The sequence below is a fragment of the Sphingomonas lutea genome, from assembly GCF_014396785.1.
Classification (GTDB): Bacteria; Pseudomonadota; Alphaproteobacteria; order Sphingomonadales; family Sphingomonadaceae; genus Sphingomicrobium; species Sphingomicrobium luteum.
This window is the reverse complement of the sequence record NZ_CP060718.1, coordinates 1,452,836-1,466,577: the sequence shown is the minus strand read 5'-3', so window position 1 is coordinate 1,466,577 and position 13,742 is coordinate 1,452,836. Positions and strand designations below refer to the sequence as shown.

The 13,742-nt window shown below is 65.0% G+C and carries 16 protein-coding genes and 1 pseudogene; 8 read left to right on the top strand and 9 right to left on the bottom strand.

The window, feature by feature from the left end:
* Window positions 1–18 precede the first annotated feature (18 nt).
* Window positions 19–2,064 carry an RNA polymerase sigma factor RpoD gene (gene rpoD / locus H9L13_RS07570; protein ID WP_187537163.1) on the top strand — a complete coding sequence of 682 codons (2,046 nt, stop codon included), beginning with the start codon at window positions 19–21 and terminating at the stop codon, window positions 2,062–2,064.
* A 48-nt stretch (window positions 2,065–2,112) separates the two neighbouring features.
* Here the strand turns inward: rpoD and H9L13_RS07565 are convergent, their stop codons facing one another.
* The gene (locus tag H9L13_RS07565) at window positions 2,113–2,634 is read right to left on the bottom strand and encodes a PadR family transcriptional regulator (protein ID WP_187537162.1); all 522 of its coding nucleotides are present in this window, start codon (window positions 2,632–2,634) and stop codon (window positions 2,113–2,115) included.
* 106 nt (window positions 2,635–2,740) lie between these two features.
* Here H9L13_RS07565 and H9L13_RS07560 point away from each other — a divergent pair, with 106 nt between their 5' ends.
* The 4 genes from H9L13_RS07560 to H9L13_RS07545 all read left to right on the top strand — a co-directional run bounded on the left by H9L13_RS07560 (window position 2,741) and on the right by H9L13_RS07545 (window position 5,189).
* On the top strand, window positions 2,741–3,103 hold the full coding sequence (locus H9L13_RS07560; protein ID WP_187537161.1) for a DoxX family protein: 363 nt from the start codon (window positions 2,741–2,743) through the stop codon (window positions 3,101–3,103).
* 40 nt (window positions 3,104–3,143) lie between these two features.
* A complete protein-coding gene (locus tag H9L13_RS07555; RefSeq protein WP_187537160.1) occupies window positions 3,144–3,842 on the top strand; it encodes a CPBP family intramembrane glutamic endopeptidase in 699 nt (232 codons plus the stop codon).
* A 58-nt stretch (window positions 3,843–3,900) separates the two neighbouring features.
* Window positions 3,901–4,821, top strand: a complete 921-nt coding sequence (locus tag H9L13_RS07550) for a hypothetical protein (protein ID WP_187537159.1) — start codon at window positions 3,901–3,903, stop codon at window positions 4,819–4,821.
* A 158-nt stretch (window positions 4,822–4,979) separates the two neighbouring features.
* Window positions 4,980–5,189: a dodecin gene (locus tag H9L13_RS07545; protein WP_187537158.1), complete on the top strand. Its 210-nt coding sequence runs from the start codon at window positions 4,980–4,982 to the stop codon at window positions 5,187–5,189.
* A gap of 161 nt (window positions 5,190–5,350) precedes the next feature.
* Here the strand turns inward: H9L13_RS07545 and H9L13_RS07540 are convergent, their stop codons facing one another.
* Window positions 5,351–6,103: a hypothetical protein gene (locus H9L13_RS07540; RefSeq protein ID WP_187537157.1), complete on the bottom strand. Its 753-nt coding sequence runs from the start codon at window positions 6,101–6,103 to the stop codon at window positions 5,351–5,353.
* 533 nt (window positions 6,104–6,636) lie between these two features.
* Between H9L13_RS07540 and H9L13_RS07535 the strand changes: the two genes are divergently transcribed.
* Window positions 6,637–7,236: a hypothetical protein gene (locus H9L13_RS07535; protein WP_187537156.1), complete on the top strand. Its 600-nt coding sequence runs from the start codon at window positions 6,637–6,639 to the stop codon at window positions 7,234–7,236.
* 16 nt (window positions 7,237–7,252) lie between these two features.
* Here H9L13_RS07535 and H9L13_RS07530 read toward each other — a convergent pair whose 3' ends face one another.
* Both H9L13_RS07530 and H9L13_RS12755 read right to left on the bottom strand, forming a co-directional pair.
* On the bottom strand, window positions 7,253–7,477 hold the full coding sequence (locus tag H9L13_RS07530; protein ID WP_187537155.1) for a hypothetical protein: 225 nt from the start codon (window positions 7,475–7,477) through the stop codon (window positions 7,253–7,255).
* Window positions 7,478–7,545: 68 nt separating this feature from the next.
* A pseudogene (locus H9L13_RS12755) lies at window positions 7,546–7,749 on the bottom strand (cold-shock protein); the annotation flags it as partial.
* Window positions 7,750–8,007: 258 nt separating this feature from the next.
* On the opposite strand from H9L13_RS12755, the gene H9L13_RS07520 reads away from it, so the two are divergent.
* A complete protein-coding gene (locus H9L13_RS07520) occupies window positions 8,008–8,295 on the top strand; it encodes a hypothetical protein (protein ID WP_187537153.1) in 288 nt (95 codons plus the stop codon).
* A gap of 6 nt (window positions 8,296–8,301) precedes the next feature.
* Here H9L13_RS07520 and H9L13_RS07515 read toward each other — a convergent pair whose 3' ends face one another.
* From H9L13_RS07515 to panD, 3 genes are all read right to left on the bottom strand, one after another.
* A complete protein-coding gene (locus H9L13_RS07515; RefSeq protein WP_187537152.1) occupies window positions 8,302–9,318 on the bottom strand; it encodes a hypothetical protein in 1,017 nt (338 codons plus the stop codon).
* 291 nt (window positions 9,319–9,609) lie between these two features.
* Window positions 9,610–10,521, bottom strand: coding sequence for a S1C family serine protease (locus H9L13_RS07510; protein WP_244954799.1), 912 nt, complete (start codon window positions 10,519–10,521; stop codon window positions 9,610–9,612).
* Window positions 10,499–10,921, bottom strand: coding sequence for an aspartate 1-decarboxylase (panD, locus tag H9L13_RS07505; RefSeq protein ID WP_235091312.1), 423 nt, complete (start codon window positions 10,919–10,921; stop codon window positions 10,499–10,501). Before panD ends, H9L13_RS07510 begins: the two co-directional genes overlap by 23 nt.
* 263 nt (window positions 10,922–11,184) lie before the next feature.
* Here panD and H9L13_RS07500 point away from each other — a divergent pair, with 263 nt between their 5' ends.
* The gene (locus tag H9L13_RS07500; protein WP_187537150.1) at window positions 11,185–11,493 is read left to right on the top strand and encodes a PspC domain-containing protein; all 309 of its coding nucleotides are present in this window, start codon (window positions 11,185–11,187) and stop codon (window positions 11,491–11,493) included.
* Here H9L13_RS07500 and H9L13_RS07495 read toward each other — a convergent pair.
* Window positions 11,490–12,161, bottom strand: a complete 672-nt coding sequence (locus H9L13_RS07495) for a DUF6975 family protein (protein ID WP_187537149.1) — start codon at window positions 12,159–12,161, stop codon at window positions 11,490–11,492. The genes H9L13_RS07500 and H9L13_RS07495 overlap by 4 nt on opposite strands.
* Window positions 12,162–12,270: 109 nt before the next feature.
* Window positions 12,271–13,668: a methyl-accepting chemotaxis protein gene (locus H9L13_RS07490; protein WP_187537148.1), complete on the bottom strand. Its 1,398-nt coding sequence runs from the start codon at window positions 13,666–13,668 to the stop codon at window positions 12,271–12,273.
* Between the last annotated feature and the right edge of the window lie 74 nt (window positions 13,669–13,742).

Below are 13,742 nucleotides of genomic sequence, written 5' to 3'. Positions count from 1 at the left end.
AAGAGAATACGGGAACCCATGGCGAAGAACGAAGCACAGGACATCGACACCGGCGAAGACGGCGACGCGCCGCTCATCGACCTCAACGATGCGTCGATCAAGAAGATGATGGCCCGCGCCGAAAAGCGCGGGACGATCACGATCGACGAGATCAACGCGGCCATCCCCGCCGACCAGAATGAGATGATCGAGGACATCATGTCGCGCCTGTCCGAGCGCGGCGTGACCGTCGTCGAAAATGAAGACAGCGGCGACGACGAGGACGAGGACAAGGAGCCCGAAAGCCCGCTCGAGGACGAGGTCGACCCGCTCGACGACGGCGGCGCCCGCCCGGCGGCGGCGGTCAAGAAGGAAGCCGTCGACCGCACCGACGATCCGGTGCGCATGTACCTGCGCGAAATGGGCGCGGTCGAGCTGCTCAGCCGCGAGGGCGAGATCGCCATCGCCAAGCGCATCGAGGCCGGCCGCGACACGATGATCTGGGGCCTGTGCGAAAGCCCGATCACCTTCAACGCGATCATCGAATGGTCGAACAACCTCAACGCCGGCACCATGCAGCTGCGCGAGATCCTCGATCTCGAAGCGATGCTGTCCAAGGGCCCGACCGCGGAGCAGATCGCCGCGACCGAGGAGGAAGGCGCCGAGGGCGAGGGCGAGATCAGCGAGAAGGTCGCCGGCCCCTCGATCAAGGAAGAGGAAGAGGTCGAGGACGAGCCCGAAGAGGGCAAGAACGAAGACGACGAGGACATGGTCGACCGGCGCACCAAGCCGCAGGCCGAGGAAGAGGACGAGGACAACACCTTGTCGCTCGCCCAGATGGAAGAGACGCTCAAGCCCGCCGCGCTCGAGAAGTTCGCGACCATCACCTCGCTGTTCAAGAAATTCTCCAAGATCCAGGCGGTGCGCATGGAGGCGTTCGCCGCCGTCGCGGACTTCCCGGCGGCCGAGGAGAAGAAGTACCAGAAGCTGCGCGAACAGCTCACCGCGGAGGTGGAGAGCGTCCAGTTCCACGGCAGCAAGATCGAATATCTGGTCGAGCAGCTGTACAGCTACAACCGCAAGCTGACCGCGCTCGGCGGCCAGATGCTGCGCCTTGCCGAACGCCACCGCGTGCCGCGCAAGTCCTTCCTCGAATCCTATGTCGGGCGGGAACTTGACGAGACCTGGCTTGCCCAGGCGTCGGCGCAGGACAAGAAATGGGCCGCCTTCGCCGCCGCCGAAAGCGACAGCGTCGAGCGCATCCGCGCCCAGATTTCGGAAATCGCGCAGTCCACCGGCACTTCGCTCGGGGAGTTCCGGCGCATCGTCAACATGGTGCAAAAGGGCGAACGCGAAGCGCGCATCGCCAAGAAGGAAATGGTCGAAGCGAATCTCCGCCTCGTCATCTCCATCGCCAAGAAATACACCAACCGCGGCCTGCAGTTCCTCGACCTCATCCAGGAAGGCAATATCGGCCTGATGAAGGCGGTCGATAAGTTCGAATATCGCCGCGGCTACAAATTCAGCACCTACGCCACCTGGTGGATCCGCCAGGCGATCACCCGCTCGATCGCCGACCAGGCGCGCACCATCCGCATCCCGGTGCACATGATCGAAACGATCAACAAGCTGGTCCGCACCGGCCGCCAGTTCCTCCACGAAACCGGCCGCGAAGCGACCCCGGAGGAGCTCGCCGAGCGCTTGAGCATGCCGCTCGAGAAGGTCCGCAAGGTGATGAAAATCGCCAAGGAGCCGATCAGCCTCGAAACCCCCATCGGCGACGAGGAAGACAGCCACCTGGGCGATTTCATCGAGGACAAGAACGCCGTCATCCCGGTCGACGCCGCGATCCAGAGCAACCTCAAGGAAACCGTCACGCGCGTGCTGGCGTCACTAACCCCGCGCGAGGAGCGCGTGCTGCGCATGCGCTTCGGGATCGGGATGAACACCGATCATACGCTGGAGGAGGTCGGGCAGCAGTTCTCGGTGACGCGCGAGCGGATTCGGCAGATTGAGGCTAAGGCTCTGCGGAAGCTGAAGCATCCGAGTCGGTCACGGAAGATGCGGAGCTTCTTGGACCAGTAACGAGCCGCCGGGCTTGGTCGGGAGATGTCCGTCAACGCGACCGACAAGTCAGGGTTTGCTTGAGAAATCCTCGTTGATGATCTCGATCACGCGCTCCATCGCCACCCGTTCGGCGGCATAAACCGCGCGATAATAGCCGACCACCGCGAGCCCGATTTTGTCCATGCCGGGCGCGCCAGCGCTCTTGCCCAGAGAGACGTCAGCCGCCTCGATCACCTCGATCGACGCCATGATTGCCTTCTGCGCGCGTTCCGCGCCCATCAGCGGCGCGAACACCAAGCCCGCAATTCGTTCGGAATAGACTGGCTTGGCCGACGCCAGGGCTTCGCCGATCAAGGCGATCATTTGCGTCCGCCCCGCGGCCGTCAACGTGAAGGCCTTGCGCGCCGGTCCCTTGTCGCTGTCCTCGATCTCGACCCTGATTGCGCCGTCCCGCTCGAGGTCACCCAGCGCTTTGTAGATGGTGGACATGCCGATCTTCGCCCAGCGCCGCATGTTGGTGCGCTGAGCAAACTCCTCCATCTCGAACCCGTAGCGCAGTCCGGTGCCGATCAACGACAAGACGATCATTCGTGGCTGCTGCATGCCTTAGGTCTCGCTACCCATCCTTCACGCGTCCATCCTGTTGACCGGTATTCTATTATGTAATACCGCGCAATCTCCTTAGGAGGTCGTAGTGACTAGATTCATATCACGTTCGGCCCGCATGCTGCTCGCCCTCATCTTCGGCGCGGCAGGCATGGCCAAGCTGGTGAACCCAGCGATGTTCACAGCGCAATTTGCCTCGCTCGCGCTCCCGGTCTGGTTCATCACCGTCACCGGGGCTTGTGAACTGGTCGGCGCCGCGATGCTTGTCCTGCACCCGCGAACGCGGGTCTTCGGGGCCGCGCTGCTGGCAATGATGATGCTCGTCGCGACCATACTCCACTTGCGTAGCGAACCGCCCGGACGGGCGCTGCCCGCTATGGTGCTCGCCGTGCTGGCCGCTTATGTCGCCCGTGCGTCCTGCCCGCCGCCTGTCGAGGCGGCCGATGCCTGAAGCTCCGCTGCCACGACACCCCGATCCTACCGCGCCGCCCTTGGATCCCCGCCCCCGCGCACGTGACGGTCTCCGCGCGCTGGCCGAAACCGCGATTGCGGCGTGCGCCTACATTGCGATCAGCCTCGCCGCGGTCCGTTACCTCGACCTTTCGATGCTCTTTTCCGACAGCTGGTCGGCGGCGGAACGGAAGGTTGGCAGCGGGTTCCTGGTCGGGGCAACAACCCAGCTGCTGCTCGTCCTTGCGGGCGCGTACCTCTTGCGCTCGATCGACCTGCGGCGGGCGATCGGCAGGACCTTCGCGCCGGCGCCGCTCAAGGCATGGAGCATCGCCTTCGCCGCGACGATGATCCACCTCGGCACCGTTCTCTTCGTCGTCCTCCCCCAGCCGCAGCGCGTCGCCGAGGCCTCGTCGCTCAACCTGCTTCTCTCGCTCATCCCCGCGGCCGACGGCTGGAGCCAGGAGATGTTCTTTCGCGGCTACGTCCTGTTCCGCCTTGCGCGCGCCAACATCCCTGGACTTGCGCAGATCCTATTCTCGGGCCTGCTGTTCGCCGCGATCCATATCGGCTACGCCGGGCACGGGTGGGCGGCTGTGTCGCCCCTGTTCGGCACCTTCATCCTCGGCAGCTTCTACGCCTGGGCTGTGAGAAGCGGGCGCGGCAGCTTGCTCCCCGCGGTACTGGGCCACATCCTCATAGTCGCGGTTGCTCAACCCTGGCTCGCGCTGGCACGATGACCCGCGCCGCGCAGCCGTAGGATTATCGGCGGAAGGAGTGATGACCATGCATCCAGTCTTGCCCGCCCTCAGCGCCCTCTTCGCGGCCGCCGCCCAACCGCTCGCGCCTGCGCCCGCCAGGCTCGCCCCCTGGACCACCGCACTGCGGGCGCAGCAACCGGAAGGCGCGTTCGCCGCCGTCTACAAGGTCGGCGACGAGCATCTCGTTTTCCTCGCTGCCCAGCACGCCAACCGCACCGGCAGCCCGACCTTCAAACTGATCGCCGACGCCTTCGCGCATTTCCGCTTCGACACCGTGATCGCCGAGGGCTTCCCGACCGCCCGCGGGCCCAACCCGGCGCGCACACTGCAATATGTTGCCGACAACGGCCCGCGCGCCGACGGCTTCGTCGAGGCGGGTGAGCTGTACCCGACCGCGATCGGCGCCCAGGCTCAAGGTGCGAAGCTGTGGGGCGGAGAGGCGCACGACCTGGCGGTCAAGGCGCGGCTCGTCCTCAGCGGCGTCGCGGTCGAGGACCTGCTCGGCTTCTACGCGCTGCGCAACATCCCGCAGTGGATCCGTGAGAAGAAGATCCACCAGGCCGGCGATCCGCGCCTCCGCCCGCTGATCGATGTCGCGCTGGATCGCGACCGCGCGACGCTGCAGCTGCCGGCGACCATTCTGCCCGACTTTGAATCCTGGTCGGCCTGGTACGCCCGGATCAACGGCAGGCCAATCGGCGCCGATTTCGTCACGGAGGAGGCGGGGCCGCTCGCCGACGGTAAGTTTGGCAGCAACCGCATCGCCGCCGCCATCTCGCGTGAACGTGCCGCCTACCTGCACGAACTGATCGTCGCGCATCTCAACAAGCGCGAGAGCGTCCTCGTCGTCTTCGGCGCAAGCCACCTGATGATCCATCGCCCCGCCCTCGACGCCGCGCTCGGCCCGCCCTGCTACGCTGGGACGGATCTTAGGCGGGGTGCGGGCGAGTGTTTGTAGCCGAGCGCTCGACCGCAGCGACGCCGACGCGAAGCGTCGCCGGCCTTCGCGACGTCGGTACTGTCGCCTTTGGCGCAGGCCGTCCGACGCTCATTCACTCTTCTCCCAAGCGAGAGTATGCTGAGCATCCGCTTCACTTCGTCTCGGGAATTCGCGCTATGACCGACCACGTCTACAAGATCGTCGAGCTGGTCGGCTCGTCGCCGACAAGCATGGAGGACGCGATCCAAAGCGCGATCGCCCGCGCCTCCTCGACGGTCGACAACATCCGCTGGTTCGAGGTGCTCGAGACACGCGGCCACGTCGAGGGCGGCAAGGTCTCGCATTATCAGGTGACCATCAAGGTCGGCTTCACCGTCAAGGAATAGCGGCGTGGGTGGTGGTGGCCGTCACGGGAGTAAATCTCGTGACGTCAGTCCTGTCCGCCCTTCGACTGGCTCAGGACGGCAGGCTGGCCGGCTTTCGCGCTCTCTTCGACGTAAGCTCGCCTTTGCTTGCGCAAAGTTTCCCTTACGCTCGGGCGCTCAAGTCATTCCGGCAGTTCATAAATCAACCCCGCTTCGCGATGCGCCTGGTCCGCCGGCGTATTGATGCCGATGCACACCGACGGGTGGAACCGGCCGCCTTTATACGCCAGCCCCATGCGCTGCCGCACCCGCCGCATGTCGGGGCGCCAGCCGAACGCGGCCGCTTCGGGTAGCGTCTGGCCGACGCGGATCTGCGCGAAATGGTTGAGCATCGCGGCTTCCTGCAGCGCGACGCGCACCGCGGTGCGGTCGCTTGCCGACAGTACGTCGGGACCGCTTTGCAGCATGCGCAGCTGCGCCCAGGCGTCGGCCTCGCGCTGCTGGATGTCGCGGAAGGTCTGCAAATTGGTGGTGATGAAGCCGAAGCGATATTGCTCCTCGCTCGGCAGCAGCGCGAGCTGGCCGGCAGACTGCGCCGCCTCGAACCGCGCGGTGTCGAACGCGAACCAGGTCGCCTGGCTGACCCAGCGCGGGGTCGTGAAGGTACCCGTGCGGCCCCAATCGTTGACGATCGCCCGCAGCTCGCCGAGCCGCCGGTCGATGCACGGCTGTGCCGCGCGGCGCAGTTCGAGCACCGCCAGGCTCTCGCGGATTTCGGCGGTCAGCGTCGCGCGCGTCTCGGCCGCCTCGCGACGCTCGTTGACCGCCTCGACCGCTTCCTGCGCGGCGAGCGCGATGACCACGCCGAGCACGATCACGCCCACTTCCCCGGCAAACGCCCGCCAGCCCTTGGCCGGCCGCAAGTTGAGCCGCATCAGACTGCCCCCCTGACGGCTGCCGAGAATCCCGCAATCGGCGCCCGAGCGCAAGGGATCGGGGGAAATGCCTTTCCTACAGCGCGCCAATTGTGACTTAAGATGCGCGATGCAGCTTCATCCAAACACAGTCGCCGCGCCGATCCGCCCTGTGCGCCTTCGTCAACGGGAAGATTGCGAACCTTCGCAGGCTGTCCGTGCGCGCGCACGTAGGCGCGCGAAGGTTGGGAAGTTTGGCCGATCGCAGTATCAGCCCGGCGGGGCGAGGGTCGTTCGCTCGCGCGCGTAGCGAGTGCGACCTTTTGTGACCTTCCGCGGCGTTTTGGGGGTTCGGGGGCGGTTTTTCGGCGCCGTCGCGGGGCGTCACGGGAGTGAATCCCGTGACGTCAGTCCTGTCCGCTGGCGCGGCAGGCTGGCCGGCGCGCGCCCTCTATCGGCCATGCGGCGCTCGCTCGCGCTCCGCTTCGCCTAGCCTCTGGGGCTTGCGCTACGCTACATTTGTAGCTATGCCGCTTCGTACTACGGAGGTGCTTATGCGTTGGATTGTCCTGCTTCTTCTCGCCACCACGCCGGTCGCGGCGCTGCACGCCAATCCTGAGCACGACGGCGGCGACTCCGACCGGATGAGCTACGTGCTCTTCACCGACGGCAGCAACAGCAGCATGGCCAGCGGCGACCTCGACGATTTCTATGCCGCGCGGAAGCATCGCGCCAGTGGCGGGCCGATGCTCTACGTCCGGCAGGACGGCCAGTCCTTCGTGATCCGCGACCCCGCGATCCTCGCCCGCGCGCAGGCGATCATGGCCCCGCAGATGGAGCTTGGCCGCCGCCAGGGCGCGCTTGGCGACCAGCAGGGCGAGCTTGGCCGGCGCCAGGGCGCGCTCGGCGGGCAGCAGGGCCAGCTCGGCGCACGCATGGCCGATTCGACGCCGCGCCAGATGGCCGAACTGGGCCGGGAGATGAGCGCGCTCGGCGCCCGCCAGTCGGAACTGGGCAAGCAGCAGGCCGCGCTCGGCGCGCGCCAGGCCGAGCTTGGCCGCGAGCAGTCGCGCCTGGCCGAGCTGGCCAAGCCGCAATTCCGCGCCCTCGTCGAAGAAGCCATCCGCCGCGGCGTCGCGCAGCGGGTCAACTAGCCGGGCGCCCGGCGTCCTAGCTGACCAATCCCGCTTCTGCCTTGCGCTGCGCCTCTTCCAAGCGAAGCCGTTCGCTGCGCTTGGCCTTGTCGGCCAGCGCCTGCCATGCCGCAGCCGATCGCTCGCACCGTTCGCGCACGTGGATCAAGGTCGTCGCTTCGCCCTCGGCCCGCGCCTGCGCGGCTCGGGCGAGGAAGAAGTCGAGGTTGGAGCCCCGGGCGATCGGGGCGCCCGCGCTCATTCGGCGGCCGGCTGGTCGCCAGCCTCCGCCTGCTCGCCCGCGGCCTGGTCGACCGGCACCGTGTCACTGGCGTCCTGCAGGTTCACCGCGGCCATCTTGCCGCGGCGGTCTTCCTGCAGCTCGTAGCTGACGCGCTGGTTCTCGCGCAGCGTGCGCATGCCGCTCTTCTCGACCGCGCTGATGTGTACGAAGGCATCGTTGCCCCCGGTTTCCGGCGCGATAAAGCCGTAACCCTTGCTGTCGTTGAAAAATTTCACGGTGCCGATGGGCATACTTCATTCCTTTCGTGGCGAGCGCCGAGTGCGCCCGCTTCCCGCTAGGAGTGACAAGAGAAGGAATGAGGAGCCGCAAAGCACCAAAGACCGTCGTTTGCGACTAGTAGCCGCCCCACTATGCGCCTTTTGGCGTCATCCCGCCACCCCTCCTGCCGGATGTCAGCCCACATCCGCCCGCGCTGGCATTCCTTAAGTCTTTTCGGACTATTGCGGGATAGATTTTGCGAAGTGCGACGGAAGACGATGCAAAGGAAGATGACGATCCGCTATTCGGCGTTCCTGGTTCCGCTGCTTCTTGGCGCTTGCTGGACCCCGGGACCGGGCCAAGTCGATCCGACGCGCTACCCTTGGGATCAGCGCATTGCCCACGGCGTGGCGGCCGGCGATTACTGCGTCGTCCAGCTCGAAACGCCCTCGCCAACGGGGATCGGCAGCGGTCGCATCGTTGCTCGCGGCCAAGTTCCGACGTTCGAGCAGGTGCCGCCAGGCGCCGGCGCGGTCACGGAACTGACCTGCGGCGGCGAAACCTCGCGGCGGGACTGACCAGCGTCACAAGGGGGCAGGCACGACGTCCGAACAGGTCGTTTTCGCACCGCTCACGCAGACCTGATAAGTAACCGGCCCCGATCCTGCCGCACCCGCGTCAAGGAAGGCGACCCCCGATCCCACCGTCGCGAACCTCGCTCCGTTGCGGTAAAGATCGAGCGGCGTGCCGGGCGGGGCGCCAGTCCATTCCAACTGGTACTGCCGACCGGTGGGCGCATCGATCTTACGAACTGTGAGGACGATCTTCGCAGTGGTGGGCGGCGCTTTAAGATCCGGGATGACGATCGGCACACCCGGTTTGCGGATCGGCACCGGTGCCAGGACGCCGAAGGCCGTGTCGACCTCGAGCCGGAGGTTGCGATACTCATTCACACAGCTCTTGTTCTCCTTGACGTACAAGCTGGTGTTGACGGGATTGAAGACGAAGCCGTGATTGGGCATCAGTTCGCGCACAAACAGGTCGACTTGCCCGCGCACTTCCATCGTGCAGCGACTGCCTTTGCACCCGGCGCTGCTCAACAAGGGAACCGGAAGCTCGAAAACTTCCTCGGCCAACGGAATTGACTTCAAATCCACCGGAAGAGGCGCGGTTGCTGCGTAAACCTTGTCCTCGCATTCGGCATCGCCGCTGAGGCGGATCTTGTCGAAGCTCAGTCGCGCTGAAACAATGAACGGCGGCGGATCGCGCTTCAGGGCGGAAAGGTCAAACTGGACACCGAACCAGTAGATGCCGTTATTTTGCCTGTCGCAGGGAAACGGCTGCGTCCCCGATTTGTACGAGCGTGTATACCCGACCAGCAGTCCGGGGACCTTCCCGGTTCCCGACGTATCGAATGTCGGGAAGAACGGGCCGCACGGCCAATATGTCGAGTTGGCCGGGAAAATCTCAACCGATGGATAGTAATCCCTAACGAATGACGGCTCCAGGGTCACGCTCTGGTTCCGAACCACAGTTCGTCGCCCGCATTCGCTGGCGGAACATAGCAACGCCACGATGAGGATGATGGAAATTCGACGCATCACCACCTCCACTGAGGTCGGCACTCGCGGATACTAGCAGATTTGCTTTATTGACGAAAGTTAAGGCCGATTACCCCGGGGCTTCGCACCTGCTGGCTTTTCAAGGGAAAGGCGGCATCAACCATATTCCCTCATCCACCGCTAACAAGCGCGCGGTTAATCATGGCTTCGCAGCGTCGCTCCATCTTTAGCGAGCTCGGGTGGCGCTGCACCATCTTGCGATCGAAGCCCCGCCTCACCCCCCTCCCTCCCCAGCAGGCGGGGCTTCCACGCAGCCATCCCTTCCTGAGGTCAATTCGCTGCCGCGCCGCCGCCTTGCGGGGCTCGGGCAGCTTGGGCGACGACCCGCTTCACCACGTCGCTGGGAATCGCAAAGCCGATCCCGACATTGCCCTGGCTGCGCGGATTAGGGCTGAACAGCGCGGAATTGATGCCGATGATCCGGCCTGCCGAGTCGATCAGTGGTCCACCGGAATTACCGGGATTGATCGGCGCATCGGTCTGGATGAAGCGGCGCTCGTCGCCCTCGCCGACCGCGCGGTCGGTGGCGCTAACGATCCCCGCCGTGACCGTCTGCCCAAGCCCGAACGGATTGCCAATCGCGACGACGGGCTGGCCGACCTGAAGCTGTGCGCTGTCCCCCAGCGGCAACGCCGCCAGGTTGCGTCCGCGAATACGCAGGATGGCGAGGTCTAAGTTCGGCGCAAATGCCACCGGCTCCGCCGCCAGCTGGCGCCCGTCCGTCAGCCCGATCTCGACCGCCCGCGCATTCTGCACAACGTGGAAGTTGGTGACCACCAGGCCCCGCTCGGAATCGACGATCACGCCCGACCCGGCGGAAATTGCCGGCCGCAAAGCGCTGTCGGGAACGCCAAGATACTGGCGAAAAAAGGGATCGCGCAGCAGTGGGTTCTGCTCCGCAGGCGAAGGCTGCAACACCGCGATGTTGACGACGGCCGAGGCGGTTCGCTTCACCAGCGCGGGCAAGTCCGTCGTGCCCGTCAGGGGTTGTCCGGCCGCCGGCAATGGCGGCGTGGAACCCGCGATGGGTAGGAGGCGCGCGACGATGCCGCCAATCACTGCGGCCATGAGGATGGCGATAAGGAGAAAGAACGAGTTTCGGCGAGTTGCTTGCATGGCTTCAATACGCCGTGCTTGCAGTCTGCGTTCCGAACTGCGTTTAAGCCGCCGCCTCGACCGCATCCCCGCGACGCTGGTTCGCCTGCCCCGGCACCGGTTCGGCCGCGTCGTTGCCGATCTTCACCACCCGGTTGCGCTCGTCAACATGGACCACGGTTGGATCCAAAGCCCGCGCCTGCGCATCGTCCATCATCGCGTAGCTCATGATGATGACGAGGTCGCCGGGGTGGACCAAATGCGCCGCAGCGCCATTGATACCGATGATGCCGCTGCCCCGCGGACCAGCGATGACATAGGTCTCGATCCTCGCGCCATTTGTATTGTCGACGATGGCCACCTGCTCGCCCTCGTAGAGATCGGCGGCGTCCAACAGGTCGGCATCGATCGTGACCGACCCGACATAATCAAGGTCGGCCTGAGTCACCGTCGCGCGGTGGATCTTGGACTTCATCATGATCCGCATCACGGGGTTCTGCTCCTTGAGGGCACGCAAGGCGGCGCGCGCTCTAGCAGATTGTCGATGAATAGGCACTGTTCAAGTGCTGCGATGCAATATCGCACTTGCAGCATGCGGTGGAAAGTCCCAACTTTGCGGGGCGCGCCTTGGCAAAATGTCCCAAGGCGCCACTGGGACTAACGCACCAAGGTGCTGAGAAGACAGGGTCTTCGTTTTTGGCATGGGTCTTGCTGATCTTGTCGGCACAGGCTTCGCCAATGGAGTAAGACATGCAAGCGCACGACGACCAGACCGCCCTTCCTTTCCGCGCTCATACGATTCTGGGCGTGTTCGAGGCGATCGGTGAGGACTTCGGTTTCAATCCGAACTGGCTGCGTATCCCGTTCGCGGCGTCGGTGCTGTTCAGCCCGATGATCGCGATTGCCGTCTATTTCGGCCTCGGCGTTGCGGTCCTTGCGTCGCGCCTGCTGTTCCCGAAAGCCAAGAGCGGCGTCGTATCGGCCGATGCACAAGCCACTTCGCAAATCGTGCCCGCGAACGATCCCGCCAAGCAGGACGACCTGTCGATCGCGGCCTAATAGCCCGAGCGGGCTTCGGTGCGGGCTTCGAGCAAGTCGAACAAGCCGCGGTGCTGAAGCAGCAATTGCTCCCCGCCAAAGGCCAGAGCACGTTCGCTCGCCGGGGTCTCGGACGCGCGGTGAATGACCTCGACGATCGAGGCTTCATTAGGCAGCGATGGAGCCGGGCAGTCGAGGCCCGCGCGCGACGCAGCCCGATCAAGCATTCGGCGGATCGGCCACCAGTCGCCAACCAGCGCGGTTGCCGCGCCCAGCGCGCAACCCATCCGTTCGGATGTCGCCAGTGTCTCCAGCGCGTTGCGGGCGGATGAAAGACTGGCTTCGGTTTCGGCCGCACCCGGGGTGCTCGGCAGTGGGCCGACGCTAGCGGTGAGGCGAACCAGGTAAAGTCGTTCGCGTTCAAAGCCGTCACTGGCTTGCTGCAGCCAGGCCTGCGCCGCAGACGAGGGTGCGCGTTGCAGCGCGACTTCGATCAATCCCGGATAGCGTCCGTGCAGGTGACACAGAAGGTGCACGGCGTCGGCAAGGTCGCGGCCGCAATTCGGCCCGACCGCTTCAAGAAGAGTTTTGAGGTGGGGGTGACGCGCACAACCTTCGGTTGCCACTCGCGCAAGCTGGGCTTCCGCGAGGCCGACCGATTTCGGATCGAGCGAACGATTGGCCGCCATGCTTCCCCTCTAAAAGTCCGGGACTTGCCCGTGGTCTAAGCACCCCGCCCTAAAGCAAGGGCGTAAAGACGAGGTTTATGTCCGCGACATTTTTTGCGCGGCCGTGCAATCAGTCGTCGCGGTAGGCGAGCTCGTAATTTCCCCAGCGCCGGCCCTTGAACCACAAGGGGACGAACACATTCTTCACCGGGATGAATTTGTCGCCCAGCTCCATGCGGTAGGTCGCTAAGGTCGCCGGACGGTCGCTTTCCAGCGCGGCCCGCGTGGTGTCGTCGATCAGGATCCGCCGGTTGCGGCAATGCTCATCGTTCCACACGGGGTCCGGGCCCTGCGGGTGGCTGCGTTCGCTAAGGTGCGTCGGCAGATAACCGTTCATGTCCCCGATGGCCGACCCGATGATCCGCCCGTCGGACATCTTGATCCGATCAAGGATGGGGCGGACGTAACGATCGGCGGCGGCGTTGAAGCGGACATCATACTGGACGGGGTTACTGCCCTCGACGAGCTGATAATCGCGGTCGAACACGTCATCGACGGTGACATCGCCTTCGTCGATGGCGCGATCGACCGTCGCCATGATTTGGCGTGCGGCCTCCTGCGCCTTGAGAATGAAGGGCGTGTCGTCGATTTCCGCGCCCGAATTGGCAAGCGTGTCGAGCATGGTGTTGGACAGCATCTCGAGGTGCGCCAGGCGCTTTTCCGCCGATGACAGTTCGGCGCCATTGGCCCGTGCATCGCCGGCAAAATCGGTCAGCCCTGCTTTCACCCGGTCGACGCTGGTCTGGATCATGCTGGTCGAATGGGCGATGCCTTCGGTCTGGCGGTCGACCATGCCGACGATTTCGCTCACCTCACGCACCGTGTCGCTGATCGCGCCGAAGCCCGATTGCGCGGCGCGGCTGCGCTCCACGCCTGTCTTGATTTCCGCGGTCACGGCACTGGCCTCGCGGGTCAGTTCCCCGATGGTCGAGGCGATCTGGCTGGTCGCTGTGCGCGTGTCGTGAGCAAGCTTCTTCACCTCGGCGGCGACGACCGCGAAGCTGCGCCCGGCGTCGCCGGCACGGGCGGCCTCGATCGTCGCGTTGAGCGCCAGCATGTTGGTCTTGCGCGCAATTGTCTCGATGGTCGAGGACACGGTCTGCACCTGGTTCATCGCCGAGGCGAAACCGGCCATGCGCTCACCGAGCTGGACGACGAGCTCGGTCAGGCCCTTGAACCCGCCGATCGTGTCGTCGATCGCCGCGCGCCCCGCTTCGAGCTTGGCGCGGGCCTGTTCGGACAACAGCCGCGCTTCATCAGTGGAGTCCGACACGCGGGCCTGGTCGCCGAGCAGGCGGGTGGTGACCTCCTCGAGCTGGTCGAGCATCTTCAAATGCTCGCCAATGCGGTCCGAGACGCCCTTCACGTAACCGGCGACATCGCTGCATTCCATCGACAGCGACCCGCAATCGCGCGCGACCGCGCGGATCGCATTTTCCGTAACTTCCTCGATCCCGTGCGTGGCCATTGGACGCCCGTTCCCCCTTGCATTCCTGGGGACGGCATAGGGGCGAAGAGCTACTCTTTCGTTAACCACAACAA